Below are 15,062 nucleotides of genomic sequence, written 5' to 3' on the forward strand. Positions count from 1 at the left end.
AAAAGTCTATCTTCAGCTTCCCGGGCATCCTATTGCCTTTTTTTGCGTCACCTCGCGATATGGAAGTACGTTTGGACTAGAAGGACGTTGGAGTGACTTTGGCTGTCCGCGTTATTTTCCCATCAAAGTTTTGTGAGCATATCATCCTGAATAACATCGTACAAAACTACTTCCTAAGCATATGCCAAGTTTTGTGAGCATAGCATTCTTCCATTTAATCACAGCCTGTCCCATTTGTCTTGATCCTGTTGTCCCTATCCATATTAAAACAGGGTACAGCCCGTAATTGTCCGGCTGCACCCTGCGATATGATATCTAAGTTAGTCTAACATCCAGCAATTCAGGCTGAGCGTTCCGTATTGATAGGCCTGAATCATCAGTTGAGCGCGCTTGCCCTCATCCGCCGTTCCCATAGCATAGAAGAGCGGTACAAAGTGTTCTCTTCCGTATGAGGGAACAGCATTGCGCGCGTGTGGCGCTTTTGCCTCATACGCAAAAAGTGTAGGTAAGTCCCAGGCTTGCAATCTTTCCGCAATCCAGGCATCGAAGTCCTGCGCCCATACTTCAGGCTGATCCTTGTCACTAAGCAACCGCAGATTGTGGACCAAACCTCCGCTTCCGATAAAGAGTATTCCTTCATCGCGCAGCGGGGCCAACATCCGACCGATGTTGTATTGCTCTTCAGGAGATCGCAAAGAGTCTACGGATAAAGAGACCACTGGAATATCTGCTTGCGGGAACATCTTCTGCAGAATGACCCAGACTCCATGATCCAACCCGCGTCCCAGTACAGGCTGAGAGAATAAATTGTTACTCTTGAAGAGTTCAGAAATCTTGCGGCTGAGTGCGGGATCGCCCGGGGCGGGATAGGTCAGCGTGTACATTTCTTCGGGAAACCCGTAGAAATCATGCAGTGTCTCGTGCTTGGCGTCTACCGTTAGCAGTTGTTCCGGGCAATCCCAATGTGCCGAGAACACTACAATCCCACGAGGCACTCCAAGATCTTGACCTAGCCGCTCCAGAAAACGGGTATACTCGTTATCCTCAAGGGCGAGCAATGGGGAACCATGCGCGATAAAAAATGCCGGTAATTTCATCGATGCCAACCTCCATAACCCAGTATATGGTGAGCACCTTTATTTTACCGCTTCTTTCGTATTAATGCGAGTGGTGGACAAGCCTCTTAGATCATCCAATTTTGCCATTCCTCCTGTTGATGCTCCTGCTGGTTCATCCACTCTCTCGTCCGCTTAAGCAGCTGTACTTGGGCCGGGCCCGAAGAGTAGGTATGATCGGCTTGAAAAATGATTTCTTTGTCACAGCGTCCCTCAGGGCGTGTCCAGAATAACTTCTGGTACAGAAAGGCATAATCAACCGGAATAACATCATCAGAGGTTCCGTGAATCACCAATATGTCTCCACTGAATTTAGAGGCTTCCTGAAACGGCTGAAAAGCTGCCAGGGAGTTGAAGTACACAGGTGTGAACAAGTAGCCCGCATGATCAGCAGAACCGCTCTTCACGGAGCGGTCGTAAGCTTCCCGTCCCACTATTTTTACGATATCATTAAAAGGATAGCCTACAGCAGACCATAACACGAGATTCTTTACTCGGCGGTCACGGACGCCAGTCAAGAGCGCAACTGCTCCGCCAAGACTATGGCCGATCAGAGTCACACGCTGCGGATCAATATCGGCGGAGCTAATTCCATAATCAAGCACCGCACGCGTCTGAGCAATCATTGATTCCATATCCTCGGTGCCATAGTTGCCGCTGCTCTCCCCGCAGCCAATATAATCAAACCGAATGACCATATATCCGTCTTCTGCCAACTCACGGGCGGCCTTGACAAAAATCCGGTCTGCGCCAATACGGTTGCCTACAAAGCCATGGCAGATAACGGCCAATGGCACCCTATCCTTGCAGCGTCCGGAAGTCCCTTTTTCTTGATTTGGGTAATGTATGCTGGCAGTCATTTCCTCCCGGTTATGCCGGATTATGATATTCCGTTCCATTGCCGTTTCCTCCTTACAAGGATAGATTATTTCAAATTAATATAATTCCGATTAATTTAGTGTGGATTATATCTTTATTATACGGTTTACGATATTTTTGTCAACAAGTGCTGCTATTTTCAAGTCATGCTAAAGACCCCTTTCGTTCTTAAGAACAAAAGAGGCCGCGGATCAGTGATGCGTAAGCTTCAATCAGTCGTAGCTATCGTGAAACATATCATGGGTTTTCTGTCGGCCTTCCCAATCCTTCATCCAGTCCTCCGGAGACCCCGCTGCGGAATCCCATAAGCTGAAGCCATCCGAATTGCCCCAATCCCCCACTACATTGGTTGGTGCAGGCTCGAAGCCGTCGCCCATGAATTTTCCTGGTTCTTCTCTTTTTTCCTCATGTTCCATAACGCTCCCTGCCTTTCCCAAAGCTATATTTAACAAGCAACAACATTATCAGTGTTCACTCTTATATAAGGATTATGCATGAGGAATTGAGATCCAGCTCCTTGCACAGAGTTGCCCTGCAACCGTATACTCTAGGTTAAAGAGTATTTTCGATTAACAATAATGGAGGTTTATATCTATACTATGAAAGCCAAAGAAATGATAAAAGAAAATAATACCTTGCGCGAACAGATGACGCCCTTTAACCGGTCGTATTTTGAAGATATGATCATCGCCATGCGAGCCAGTCGTGTGGACTCCATTCAAGCAGAAGTACTGCTGCTGGATGCCGCAAAGCACCTGCTGAAAGAGCAGAGCAAGGGTAAAAACGCCAAGCAGACGTTCGGAGAAAAACCAGAAGATTATTTCAAAGAGATTATGAACAGTATTCCCGCACGCCCCGTACGAAGCAAACTGAACTATTACTTAATGATCCCCACAGTGGCCCTAACCTGTTTCTTTGGCATTTTGGCTATTGCCGGACTGTTATCAGAGTGGATCAGTGGCTCAACTGGCATTTTCAGCAAAATCAGTCTCTTCACTATCATTGCGGTAGGTGCAGGTTCTATTATATTAATTGAGTTACTGATGAAGTGGATCCATTCCTTGGCTGACGACGATGCCCCCAAACCTAAATCCTTCGATATCAAAGGACTTGGAATCTACATTGGAGTCGTAGTCATCGCGATATTTGCGGGTACGTTTCTCGATACACTATTCCCGATCATCACAATCTCCCCGTGGGTAAGTCTGATTCTCGGCCTTGTCGGAGGGGGATTGCTAAAGTTTATCTTTTTCAAGAAGTAGATTTCTGATTCCATTCCAAATAGACAGGAGGCCATTCGCATGAACAAGAAGCAATATATTATAGGCACCACGATAGCTATAATGCTGATGCTGCAGACAGGACTAGAAGGGGCAAACCACGCTGAAGCTGCTGTCAGTCCGCCTGCGAGTAGCTCTGGGGCCACTGCACTAACAGCCAACACTACTCATGCCGAAGCCATCTACAAGGCTGCCTTGCCACTGCTATCCACTTCTGCCAAGCTGCCACAGGCCATCAAGTACTTGAATGCGAATATGTATGCGGTGGGCTCGTACCGCTCCACTCAGCTGACACTGAAGTTGGAGAACTTGCATAAGGCTGCACTGAAAGTTTGGGAGAATAAGTTCAGCACTAGTGAGGTTCAGCGAAGTCTAACCTCAATTTATAAGGCAGGAGTAAGTATGAGTAAGCTTGCTGAGAGTACAAAAGACACTTCATTGCGTGCCCTGCTACAAAGTGCTGACGAGAGCGGATATAAGCTGGAGACTGCTGAAGGTTCTTTTTTCCCAGTAATTGATTACGGAGCATACCGCAAATATAAGTTGTATGTTACGAAGGACATCAGTGATTACATTACGATAATGGCTACAGAATCCACTCTTCCTTCCTCCAAGGATAACGGACTCATTATTGCCTGGACCGAAGTAGCCGCACGGGCGTTGTCCCAGGAGCAATTCATCCAAAATCATCCTACCTCCAACCGTATTTATGCAGTAAAGTCCTTATATGCTATGTATGTAACCAACACCTTCTATGGTCAAAATAACACTCCGCTATTTCATTATGATAATTTGGAGATGGATTTGGAGGCTCAGAAGGCCTATACCGGAATTCTGACCAAGGACAGCAGCATCAGCCCCTTTTTGCAGAAGCTTGACGGCTTTATGAAGCTATTGAAGGAAAATGGCTATAAATCAGATGATCAGGTCAAGGCATATCTGGAGAAGGAAGTGCCTCTTGCAAAATAACAAAAAGCGCCTCTCCTTCAATTTCAGGAGAGGCGTTTCACTAGTATTAGGGCTGTATAAGAGATTAAATAAGCATATTAAAGAGGTTCATATCCTTGTTGATCTCCACATAATCTACACCCTTTTCCTTCATTCGCTCGACGAGGGGGGCGTAGGACTCCTTGGACAGCAGCTCGATGCCAACAAGTGCCGGCCCGTTCTCCTTATCATGCTTCTTGGTATACTCGAAGCGAGTGATATCATCCTCAGGTCCCAGTACCTCGGCCAGAAATTCCCGCAATGCACCGGCCCGTTGTGGAAAATTGACCATGAAGTAATGCTTTAAGCCTTCATAGATCAGCGACCGCTCCTTGATCTCCTGCATGCGGTCAATATCGTTGTTGCCGCCGCTGACGATACAGACGACCGTTTTGCCACGGATTTGTTCGCGGTACATATCCAGCGCGGCCACGGGCAAAGCCCCAGCGGGTTCAACAACAATCGCATTCTCGTTATACAGCTCCAGAATCGTCGTACAGACCTTGCCTTCCGGCACTTTAATTACATCATCCAGATAGCGCGAGCAAATATCGAAGGTCAACCCGCCCACACGCTTCACGGCAGCACCATCGACGAATTTGTTGATCTCCGCCAGTGTCACCACTTCTCCACGCTGCAGTGCTTCGCTCATGGAAGCCGCACCTAGGGGCTCGACTCCAATAATCTTAGTCAAAGGGCTGACCGTCTTCATATAGGTGGCAACCCCAGCGGCCAGACCGCCTCCACCAATGGTCACGAACACGTAATCTGCTGGAATGTCTAGGCTTTCCATAACCTCCATAGCAATCGTTCCGTTGCCTGCTATAATTCGTGGTTCATCGAACGGGTGGATCAATGTCATGCTATGGTCAATACAGGCCTGCAGTGCTTCCTCGTAAGCATCATCGAAGGTATCCCCCTTCAGAATAACTTCAACCTGCTCACCCCCAAACCGCCGTACCTGCTTCACCTTTTGGTTGGGTGTCGTACTTGGCATATAAACCTTACCTTTAATTCCAAGTGCTTTGCACGAATAGGCAACACCTTGTGCATGATTGCCCGCACTTGCGCAGACAATTCCTTTCGCTCTTTCCTCTTCGGACAAACTGCGAATCATATTGTAAGCACCACGGATTTTGAATGAACGGACAATCTGCAGATCTTCACGCTTCAAAAAAACGTTGCAGCCATACTTGGCCGATAATACCGCGTCACGCTGCAGTGGAGTCCGGACAATGACCTCCCGCAGCACATGATGTGCCCGCACGATATCTTCCATTCCAACGATCCGATCTTCGCCTTCTCCCATATTCTTATCGCCTCACTGTCTCTATCTAATCAATTCACTTCTTGTAACATACTCTTCCGAGGACATTTTTTCAAGCATTGTCCTCCATACACAATACAAAACCGGCCTTAACTGCTGCTAGCAGCAAGACCGGCTTAACAGAAGCTATATTCAATAGCTTAAACTTTGAATCTCTTGACCGTCTGCAATAGCTCAGCCGAAGTATTCTTGATTCCATCCATCTCACTGACAATACTGCCCGATTTGTTGATAATCTGCTCGGCTTGGGCTGCAATACTGCTCGCTCCCTCAGCGCCCTCATTAGTAGCAACGCTGGTCTCTGAAATCGCCGAAAGCATACTCTGAATCGAAGCGAGCAGCTGTTGAGAGGTAGCACTGAAATCAGTCACCAGATCCTCTACAAATTTGGCATCCTCGCTGTATCGCAGTCCCGTCTCCTGCAACGTGTCATAATCCTTCAGTACTTGCCGGTCCATGAACTGCAACATACTCTCAGCTCCCTCGACCAGGTTGGACACCGCACTAACAACGGATTGGGTTACCCCCTGAATCTCGGACACCGTATCTCGCGAGTTCTCAGCCAGCTTGCGGATTTCCTCAGCAACAACAGCGAATCCTCTGCCTGCTTCACCCGCACGGGCTGCCTCAATTGAAGCATTTAAGGACAACAGATTAGTCTGGGAGGCAATATCCAGGATCGCCCCGGATAACGCATTGATCTGTGAGATCGACTTGGACTGTTCTATTGCATTCCGCAGCTTTTCTTCACTTTGTCCATAGATTTCATCAGCTTGCTGCCGCGAGTGAAGGGCAACTTCTTTGAGCCTTTCAGCACGCTCATTAATTTCTTTAGCAGCTCCAGCACCGTCTTGAGCTTTTTGGGCAATACCGCTAATCGCATTTTCAATTTCAATCGTACTGGCGTTCATCTCTTGCATCGAAGCAGCCGTCTGCTGCATCCCAGCCGAAAGTTCCTCAGTAATTGCAGAAATATCAGAAATACTCTCATCGAGCATAAATATATTTTTCTCTGTATTATCGACGGCATCAGAGATTGTATGCGAATTTCTCACGATTTCCAGAATCAGCGTTTGCTGCGAGGAGATCATATTATTAAAGCCTTCAGCTAGAACCCCAATCTCTCCCTTCGCCGTCACCTTGGCCCGTACTAACAAATCACCCGTCATCGCCGTCTTAAAGGAGGCTGTAAGAATGGGGATTTGCTTCAGGATATTGTTCGAGACAAAATATAGAAGTATGGACATCACTACAATAGAAGCAATGATGGAGAGAAAGAAGATCAGTTGGAATAGATGAAGCTCCTGTTCTGCATCCCCCTTAGGTACGATTAATGCTACCGACCACTGTTTATCCACCGCAGGCGCATAAGACACATAGCTGGCATTGCCGTCTATATTCGTCTGAATGACACTTGAGCCCCACTGGACCATCTCATCATTGAGCGCTTTCCACTCTGCCCCAAGGTCACCCATCTTTTGCAGCAAAATATAATCGGGGTTCGGATTATAAATAAAGGTTCCCGATTGGTCGATCAAGACCGCATAGCCGCTGCCCTTGTAGTTAAAAGAACTAAGCGCCTCCGTGATCTGCTCGGTTGAAATATCAGCTCCAGCCACCCCAATCAGCTTACCGGAATCGTCCAGAATTGGGGCGCTGAGACTGACAACCATTTTGCCTGAACCGGCGTCAATGTAAGGATCTGTGACCGTTAGCTCCTTACTCTGGGCCGCGGTCGCATACCAGCTACGCTCCTTCAGGTTAAAGTCAGCGGGTGGTTCGAACTCATCCTGTGTAATCACCTTATTGGCAGCATCCAGACCTACATACACATTAAGCAGGTTCTTATTGGAGCCTTTGATCAGATTCAGAGTTCGTATTAGCTCGGCATACCCGCTGGTAGTTTTTACCGCCTCCGAAGATGCTGCCTGTACAATGAAATCCCGTACATAGGCGTTCGCATTCAGAAGCTCTACACTATCCTCTGCAGGCTGCAGCAACTGGTTTATCTTTGCATTGATGTTCCCCTTCTCATACGTCAGTGAACCGTTCAGATCATCAACAATAATCTTCTTCGCATTGCTATAGATTACTACCGACACGATTACGAATATTATGACTACTGACAAAATAACGGATAAAAACAGCTTGCCACGAATACCCATATTTCTAAAGGAATGGAGCATTGCCTGGAATCTGGAGGATAGCTGTATTGCTTTCCCTTTCGACGCTGTCTTATTGTCCGGACGTAGCCCGGTCTCGACCTTCTTTTTTCTACTTTTCTTCTCTGCCATAGGGCTCCCCGCCTTCAAAATAAGATATTTATTAACGAATGCTCTCTCTATGATTCGTTCAATTTCGACTTATTTCTTCAAATTACTGCTTTATCCCTTTAACGTTTTACACCGAGCTGTGAATTAACTGTGACCATGTCAGGTATTTTCAGAAAATAACGCATTTAAACAAACATTTTTGTATAAGAAGCTCTCATTTTCACCTGAAAATCAGCAGGATTGAGTTTTCTCCGCAAATTCCATGTCAGGTTTCATGCCAAAAATAAATACAAAAAAACCTTGAAGAATAATCTCTTCAAGGCTCACTAATCTATATATTTATTATTATTGCTTCAATAGCCATTTCAGCAGATCCGGCATACTCGCCCAGAGGCGGGAATGCATAATAACATACTCAATAGCTTCATTAGTGTCACCCATTCCAACATAATCCGGAAGATTGTGTGGCAGTCTTTTGACCCCTAGAAGATACTCCGGCACATGCTTATTCACATTCCGTGCTACACGATACAACATCTTCAACTGGGAGGTAATTCCATTCTTTTTATATTCCAATACAATCCGATCATAGGCAAAAGCTGCAGCTGCATCATCCTTGCCATATGTGTTCAACACACGTTCTGCCTCGGCCAGCTTATTGCCATAGAGGTAAACCGCAGCCAACAAGTAACGTGCACCTGTATTATCTTCGGAATTAAGCACCAGAATGTTCTCCAGTGTCGCCGCTGCTTCTTCCGCATTCCCACCAAACCAGCAGGATTCAGCATAACTTTTGCAGATTCGGATGTACGAGCGGGTCTCATAAAGACCCCAGAAATGCCCTTTATTCTCTGCAAAAAAGAGTTCGCCCAGCTCACGTTCGCCCGCCGCGATGCCCGCTCTTAAGAAAGCGCGCGCTTCGTGCTCATTGTCGGATTCCTCAGCCAGTAAGAGATAAGCATCCGGACTGTCAGGATAGAACTCCAATGCGGCTTCAGCCAGCTGTATCCGTCGTTTCGAAGACGTTGCTTCCTTCGCTTTGTGCAGATAGGCCTGCTCCTTATCCTTGGGACTGCCGGAAAGACTTAATGAGAGTTCTTCATCGTCCTCCCCGCTCATGCCATATTCCTCGACATAATTAAGCATTTCCTTAACTTTCCGTGAAATGGTCGCCGATGTGATCTCATATTTAAGGGCAAGATCGGCCTGCGTAGTCAGGAATCCGTATTCTTCAGACAGTATATATTCGATTGCTGCACAGAAGGAACCCATTTTCTTCACAGCAGGTTTGGTCTTACGGGAATAGCCGTTCCAAAGGACCAAGGCTTCAAAAATAATCTCCTTCTCGTAGTCGGCTCTCATGCTCTCGATAAGATGCAGAGCAAGCTGCTCATGCGCCGGATGCTCCCATTTCAGATCACGCGATACCATTTTTCTCAATTTAACGAGCGTCAGCTTACTTTCGGAACCTCCTGCGGACTCCGGTGCAGCCTGAATGAACTTGGGTTCGACAGCCATAGCCTCATGAGCTGCGGCCTCCTCCGAGCTTACCAGACGCAATATTGATTCTACTGCAGACGATTCCTTGTCTATACAGCATTTTTTATATTTCTTCCCGCTTCCGCATGGGCATAAGTCATTTCTTCCAACCTTACTCAAAAGTAATTCCCCCTTAAATCTGTAACTAGTCCTACACCATAAGCGCATCGCTAACGAACTATAAGTATCATTTCCCGGCACGAGACATTCTATATTAAGCTTTAGCGGCAGGTCTAATGGATCACCATTTAAAAAAGGCCTTTCCATGATCGGAAAGACCCTTTATCTGTATATATCCGCACATTTTCCCCCGTACGAGTTGTATTATAGCACTTCTTCTATCACTTGTCAGTCCTTTTTTAGGACTTATAGCGTAAAAAATCCACTAGATACAGTCCTTTGTCCTCATACCAAAGCCTTCATAGCAATGTCGCTACGGTACTGTTTCCCGGGAAAAGAAATCCCGTTCGCACTGGCGTATGCAGCTTCACGTGCTTCAGCAATACTTGTACCTATTCCTACGACTCCGAGCACTCGGCCGCCGTTCGTTACCCAGCTGTTATCTGCACCGCGCGCCGTACCCGCATGGAAGATTAGCCCTCCTTGGCTGTCATCCAGGCCGGTAATGGGCACACCCTTAGGATAAGGGCCTGGGTAGCCTTCTGAAGCCAGCACTACGCATACTGCTGCTTCCTCACTCCAGACAATATCAATATCTGCAAGCCGGCCTTCAACCACGGCCAGGAAGATTTCCAGTAAATCACTTTTCAGTCTAGGCAGTACGACCTGTGTCTCCGGATCACCAAAACGGGCATTAAATTCTATCGTCTTTGGCTTGCCATCAGGAGAAATCATCAACCCGGCAAACAATACGCCGCTAAAAGGACGGCCTTCCGCTACCATCGCTTTAGCTGTCGGCTCTATTATTGTCTTCACCGCTTCAAGTATAATAGCATCGGCAATGTGCGGCAGAGGTGAATAAGTCCCCATTCCACCCGTATTAGGGCCTTTATCACCATCGAAGATCGGTTTATGATCTTGAGCTGCGGCCATCGGGCGTACCGTCTCGCCATCTACAAAGGCCAGAATCGACATTTCCTGTCCGGCCAGAAATTCCTCAATGACGACTTGGGCCCCAGCTTCACCAAACACCTTACTGACCATAATATCGCTTAATGCCTGTTGAGCTTCTTCCTGTGAATAGGCTACAGTAACGCCTTTGCCTGCTGCCAGACCATCTGCCTTGATCACAATCGGCAGTTCCTGAACGCGCAAATAGGATAGAGCAGCTTCATAGTCGCTAAACTTCTCATACGCTGCTGTTGGAATATTATATTTATGCAGTAAATCCTTCATAAAGGTTTTGCTGCCCTCAATCTCAGCTGCATTCTTGCGCGGTCCAAATACGGGAATTCCCTGTGCTTCAAAAGCATCGACGATACCGGCCGCAAGCGGATCATCCGGTCCAATCACAACAAGGCCAACTTCTTTCTCCTTGGCAAAAGCCGTTAAGCGGTCGAATTCGAATACGCCAATCGGCACGCATTCGGCAAGCGTCGCAATTCCGGCATTGCCGGGTGCGCAGTAGATTTTACCTGCGCCCGGGCTTTTAGACAGACTCCAAATGATGGCATGCTCCCGGCCACCGCCGCCAACCACTAAAATATCCATAAAATCCTCCCCAGCATTCTAGTGTTTGAAATGACGGACGCCGGTAAAGACCATAGCAATACCATATTCATTAGCGACCTTAATTGATTCCTCGTCCTTGATGGAGCCTCCTGGCTGAATTACAGCAGTAATGCCTGCTTTGGCTGCCATTTCAAGCGTATCGCCCATTGGGAAGAAAGCATCTGAGGCCAGTGCTGCACCCTTTGACTTCTCACCCGCCTGTTCAATCGCGATTTTGGCCGCACCCACTCGATTCATCTGTCCTGCGCCAACACCTACCGTCATATTATCGGCAACCAATACGATCGCATTGGACTTCACATGCTTAACTACTTTCCAGGCGAACAACAGTTGCTTCAATTCTTCTGCCGTAGGCTTGCGGTCAGTTACAACCTGAAGCTCGTCCGGATTCACAGAATGTACATCGCTTTCTTGCACAACCATTCCGCCGTCGATTGAGGTAACGATAAGGCTGCTCTTGCGTGCCGCAGCTGTACTGAGATTGCCTAATTTAAGCAGACGAATATTTTTCTTCTTCGTGAGGATTTCCAGCGCTTCGTCCGTAAAGCCTGGAGCCAGCACGATTTCCAGGAAAATATCCTTCAGCATATTCGCTGTATCGGCATCAATGATCCGGTTGGCTGCAACGATCCCGCCAAAAATAGAGGTAGGATCAGCGTTGTAGGCTTTTTGATAAGCCTCATATACACTTGCGCCTACGCCTACTCCACACGGATTCATATGTTTAACGGCCACTACTGCTGGCTCTTCAAATTCCTTAACGATCTGTAGCGCCGCATTGGCGTCGTTGATATTGTTGTAAGACAGCTCTTTGCCATGCAACTGTTCAGCCGCCGTCAGAGTATCGAGCGCTGCCAATGGCTTACGGTAAAAAGCAGCCTTCTGATGCGGATTCTCGCCATAACGCAGATCCTGAATCTTCTCATAAGTTACTGTATAACGCTCCGGCAGTGGGTCACCAAGCACATTGGCCAAATAATCAGCAATCAGGGCATCGTAAGCCGCCGTATGACGGAACACTTTTGCCGCAAGTTGTTTGCGTGTTTCAAGCGTAGTGTCTCCACCAGCGCGTACCTCTTCAAGCACCTTAGCATAATCGCCTGCATCAACCACTACACTTACAAAAGCATGGTTCTTTGCCGCAGAACGCAGCATCGTCGGTCCGCCAATATCGATGTTCTCGATAGCTTCTTCGTACGCAACATCCGGTTTAGCGATAGTTTCGGCGAACGGATACAGATTCACTACGACCAGATCGATGTAATCCAGGCCAAGCTCACGCATTTGGCGCGTATGCTCTTCGTTGTCACGAACCGCCAGCAAGCCTGTGTGTACCGCAGGATGCAGCGTTTTGACACGTCCGTCCATAATTTCGGGGAAACCTGTCACGTCAGAAATACCGATGACCGGCACGCCTTCTTTAGCCAAAAGTGTACTCGTTCCGCCTGTGGAGATAATTTCTACGCCCAATGCAGACAACTCGCGGCAAAAATCCACGATGCCCTGTTTGTCCGATACGCTGACCAGCGCTCTTTTGATACTCACTTTGAATAGTCCTCCTCCGGGTTATACGTGCGGTTTAATGATGCTAATGTGATTAAATTAAAGTTCTGCCAAGGCTCTGCTTCAACATCCGACAGCTAATGCCGCTCGTGAAATATTTCCCGAGAAATATCGGAACTGGCCGAGCTGGAGATGCGCATGTCGATTAGAGTCCGATCTAAGTCTCAACAATGTTCACTTTTCGCGAATAATCGTCTTTCTTCCAACTAACCCAATTCTTTCGGCAGCAAGCGCAGCAACCACTTCTGGATACAACTCATACTCTACCTTGTGAATACGCTCTGCCAGCGAAGTTGCTGTGTCATTATCTTCTACAACTAGGCTACGCTGGGCAATAACCGGTCCGGTATCCATGCCTCCATCGACAAAATGCACCGTAACTCCTGTCAGCTTCACGCCATAATCCAGCGCTTGCCCCATCGCATCTTTACCTGCAAAAGCTGGCAGCAGCGAGGGATGAATGTTGATAATCCGTCCGGCGTAAGGGGTAAGCAACACCGGTGTAATGAGCCGCATATAACCTGCCAATACAATTAACCCAATCTCCCGCCGCTGCAGCTCGGCCACAATTTCAGCTTCATAAAGCTCACGGCTGGCAAACTCTTTGGGGCGTAGCAGAAGCGTGGAAACTCCTGCTTCCTCTGCACGCTGTGCTACAGGTGCCTCCGGCTTATCAGAGACAAGCAGTTCAATACTCCCGCCTCCCAACAGGCCAACCCGCTCAGCAGCTATCAATGCAGCAAAATTACTGCCCTGCCCGGAGGCAAAAACAGCGATTCGACTCCACTGCATCACACTTCCGCTCCCGTAAAGGTAACCTTGTGTTCGCCTTCCCTCACCGTGCCGATCAGATACGCCTCTTCTCCACTAGCTTTCAGCAGTTCAAGCGCACGCTCTCCATCCTCAGCAGCAACTACCAATACAAGACCAACCCCCATATTAAAGGTGGTGAACATATCCCGATTACTTACGTTACCTTTACTCTGCATCAAGCCAAAGATCGGTAAAATCGGCCATGAACCGTAATTGATCTCCACATCGACACCCTCAGGCAGCATACGTGGGATATTCTCAATAAACCCGCCTCCGGTAATATGAGCCATTCCCTTCACCGAAAGCTGCTCCAATAGTGCCAGTAACGGTTTCACATAAATCTTGGTCGGTGCCAACAGCACATCAACCAATGGCGCTCCAAGCTCAGGCAGCACATCGTTCAGATTATAACCATCTTCCTCCAACAAAAGCTTACGCACCAACGAAAATCCGTTGCTGTGCACACCGCTGGAAGCTAGGCCAATCACCGTATCGCCTGGGGCAATGTTCGCTCCTGTTACCAGCTTGGCTTTGTCAGCTATGCCCACCGTGAAGCCGGCAATATCATACTCGCCAGCCGAATACATGCCTGGCATTTCCGCAGTTTCGCCACCGATCAGCGCGCAGCCTGCCTGATGGCAGCCTTCAGCTATCCCAGCTACGATAGCCTCGATTTTCTCAGGGATAACCTTGTCGCAAGCGAGATAATCGAGGAAAAATAAAGGTTCTGCACCTTGTACGACAATATCGTTCACGCACATTGCCACAGCATCGATGCCAATCGTGTCATGGCGATCCGCCGCGAAGGCGATTTTGAGCTTCGTGCCTACGCCATCGGTTCCCGACACGAGTACAGGCTCATCATACTTATCCTTATTCAGACCGAACAGTGCTCCGAATCCGCCTAGCTCTGTCATTACCTCAGGACGGTAAGTACGCTTTACGTGTTTCTTCATACGTTCTACCGCTTCGTTACCAGCCGCAATATCTACTCCGGCGTTTTTATAAGCTTCCGACACTATTGGACACCTCATTTAATATGATTTAGAGTGCGTTTGCGGGGCAGCAGGGATTTGAAGAGGTGGTTTTAGCCGTCATTACGATGAATGTTTGGACTTCCGATCGCTGTTATGCTCTAATTTCTTGAATTTAATACCACTATGTGGTTGAAATTAGAGCATAAAGGCGAACGCTAACGCTTCTCCAGTTCCAAAATTCCTCTCCATGACTCCAACCACCGATTCAAACCTGCTGCAAGCCGCAGTGCGCGCCTTGCTTCGGGCAGCAACCCCTCGGCGCTTTGGCACAGCCAAGCGCCTGCTTAGCGAGTGAAGCGTCCCCTGTATTTGCGAAGCAAACAGGGGGGAGCTTTACAAGCCTGTTCTTCGCGCTTGGGGCGCAGCCAAGCGTCATTCCTAGCGAGCCAAGCGGGACCCGTATTTGCGTAGCAAACAGGGGGAAGCTTGGCAAGCCCGTTCTTCCGCGCTTGGGGCGCAGCCAAGCGTCATTCCTAGCGAGCCAAGCGGGACCCGTATTTGCGTAGCAAACAGGGGGGAGCTTGGCAAGCAAGGCTCTTAGGCCCGGCGGGCAGTAT

Annotated in this window: 12 protein-coding genes; 2 read left to right on the forward strand and 10 right to left on the reverse strand. The window is 48.1% G+C overall.

Annotation, left to right across the window (positions count from 1 at the left end):
* Positions 1-320: 320 nt before the first annotated feature.
* From GJB61_RS30780 to GJB61_RS30790, 3 genes are all read right to left on the reverse strand, one after another.
* Entirely contained in the window at positions 321-1,097 is a 777-nt protein-coding gene (locus tag GJB61_RS30780) for a DODA-type extradiol aromatic ring-opening family dioxygenase (RefSeq protein WP_154122831.1), read from the reverse strand.
* Between the two features lie 86 nt (positions 1,098-1,183).
* The gene (locus GJB61_RS30785; RefSeq protein WP_154122832.1) at positions 1,184-2,014 is read right to left on the reverse strand and encodes an alpha/beta hydrolase family protein; all 831 of its coding nucleotides are present in this window, start codon (positions 2,012-2,014) and stop codon (positions 1,184-1,186) included.
* A gap of 192 nt (positions 2,015-2,206) precedes the next feature.
* Entirely contained in the window at positions 2,207-2,410 is a 204-nt protein-coding gene (locus GJB61_RS30790) for a hypothetical protein (RefSeq protein WP_154122833.1), read from the reverse strand.
* A 183-nt stretch (positions 2,411-2,593) separates the two neighbouring features.
* Here GJB61_RS30790 and GJB61_RS30795 point away from each other — a divergent pair, with 183 nt between their 5' ends.
* Positions 2,594-3,256 carry a DUF1129 family protein gene (locus GJB61_RS30795; protein ID WP_195724534.1) on the forward strand — a complete coding sequence of 221 codons (663 nt, stop codon included), beginning with the start codon at positions 2,594-2,596 and terminating at the stop codon, positions 3,254-3,256.
* A 39-nt stretch (positions 3,257-3,295) separates the two neighbouring features.
* On the forward strand, positions 3,296-4,243 hold the full coding sequence (locus GJB61_RS30800) for a hypothetical protein (RefSeq protein ID WP_154122835.1): 948 nt from the start codon (positions 3,296-3,298) through the stop codon (positions 4,241-4,243).
* 64 nt (positions 4,244-4,307) lie between these two features.
* Here the strand turns inward: GJB61_RS30800 and ilvA are convergent, their stop codons facing one another.
* From ilvA to purM, 7 genes are all read right to left on the reverse strand, one after another.
* The gene (gene ilvA / locus GJB61_RS30805; protein ID WP_154122836.1) at positions 4,308-5,570 is read right to left on the reverse strand and encodes a threonine ammonia-lyase IlvA; all 1,263 of its coding nucleotides are present in this window, start codon (positions 5,568-5,570) and stop codon (positions 4,308-4,310) included.
* 158 nt (positions 5,571-5,728) lie between these two features.
* On the reverse strand, positions 5,729-7,882 hold the full coding sequence (locus GJB61_RS30810; RefSeq protein ID WP_154122837.1) for a methyl-accepting chemotaxis protein: 2,154 nt from the start codon (positions 7,880-7,882) through the stop codon (positions 5,729-5,731).
* A 324-nt stretch (positions 7,883-8,206) separates the two neighbouring features.
* A complete protein-coding gene (locus GJB61_RS30815) occupies positions 8,207-9,520 on the reverse strand; it encodes an SEC-C domain-containing protein (protein WP_154122838.1) in 1,314 nt (437 codons plus the stop codon).
* A 285-nt stretch (positions 9,521-9,805) separates the two neighbouring features.
* Positions 9,806-11,071 (reverse strand): phosphoribosylamine--glycine ligase, encoded by a 1,266-nt coding sequence (purD, locus tag GJB61_RS30820; protein WP_154122839.1) that lies wholly within the window; start codon positions 11,069-11,071, stop codon positions 9,806-9,808.
* Positions 11,072-11,089: 18 nt separating this feature from the next.
* Positions 11,090-12,637, reverse strand: coding sequence for a bifunctional phosphoribosylaminoimidazolecarboxamide formyltransferase/IMP cyclohydrolase (purH, locus tag GJB61_RS30825; RefSeq protein WP_338116212.1), 1,548 nt, complete (start codon positions 12,635-12,637; stop codon positions 11,090-11,092).
* A gap of 192 nt (positions 12,638-12,829) precedes the next feature.
* Positions 12,830-13,447 carry a phosphoribosylglycinamide formyltransferase gene (purN, locus tag GJB61_RS30830; protein ID WP_154122854.1) on the reverse strand — a complete coding sequence of 206 codons (618 nt, stop codon included), beginning with the start codon at positions 13,445-13,447 and terminating at the stop codon, positions 12,830-12,832.
* A complete protein-coding gene (purM, locus tag GJB61_RS30835; protein ID WP_338116213.1) occupies positions 13,447-14,487 on the reverse strand; it encodes a phosphoribosylformylglycinamidine cyclo-ligase in 1,041 nt (346 codons plus the stop codon). The genes purN and purM overlap by 1 nt, the downstream gene beginning before the upstream one ends.
* Between the last annotated feature and the right edge of the window lie 575 nt (positions 14,488-15,062).

The organism is Paenibacillus monticola, assembly GCF_009664975.1.
Lineage (GTDB): Bacteria > Bacillota > Bacilli > Paenibacillales > Paenibacillaceae > Paenibacillus_AQ > Paenibacillus_AQ monticola.

Excerpts from the sequence above, each read along its gene's own strand:
- ilvA (WP_154122836.1), bottom strand. The coding sequence starts at position 5,570 with ATGGGAGAAGGCGAAGATCGGATCGTTGGAATGGAAGATATCGTGCGG.
- GJB61_RS30810 (WP_154122837.1), bottom strand. The coding sequence starts at position 7,882 with ATGGCAGAGAAGAAAAGTAGAAAAAAGAAGGTCGAGACCGGGCTACGT.
- GJB61_RS30780 (WP_154122831.1), bottom strand. The coding sequence starts at position 1,097 with ATGAAATTACCGGCATTTTTTATCGCGCATGGTTCCCCATTGCTCGCC.
- purD (WP_154122839.1), bottom strand. The coding sequence starts at position 11,071 with ATGGATATTTTAGTGGTTGGCGGCGGTGGCCGGGAGCATGCCATCATT.
- purN (WP_154122854.1), bottom strand. The coding sequence starts at position 13,447 with ATGCAGTGGAGTCGAATCGCTGTTTTTGCCTCCGGGCAGGGCAGTAAT.
- GJB61_RS30785 (WP_154122832.1), bottom strand. The coding sequence starts at position 2,014 with ATGGAACGGAATATCATAATCCGGCATAACCGGGAGGAAATGACTGCC.
- GJB61_RS30790 (WP_154122833.1), bottom strand. The coding sequence starts at position 2,410 with ATGGAACATGAGGAAAAAAGAGAAGAACCAGGAAAATTCATGGGCGAC.
- GJB61_RS30795 (WP_195724534.1), top strand. The coding sequence starts at position 2,594 with ATGAAAGCCAAAGAAATGATAAAAGAAAATAATACCTTGCGCGAACAG.
- GJB61_RS30800 (WP_154122835.1), top strand. The coding sequence starts at position 3,296 with ATGAACAAGAAGCAATATATTATAGGCACCACGATAGCTATAATGCTG.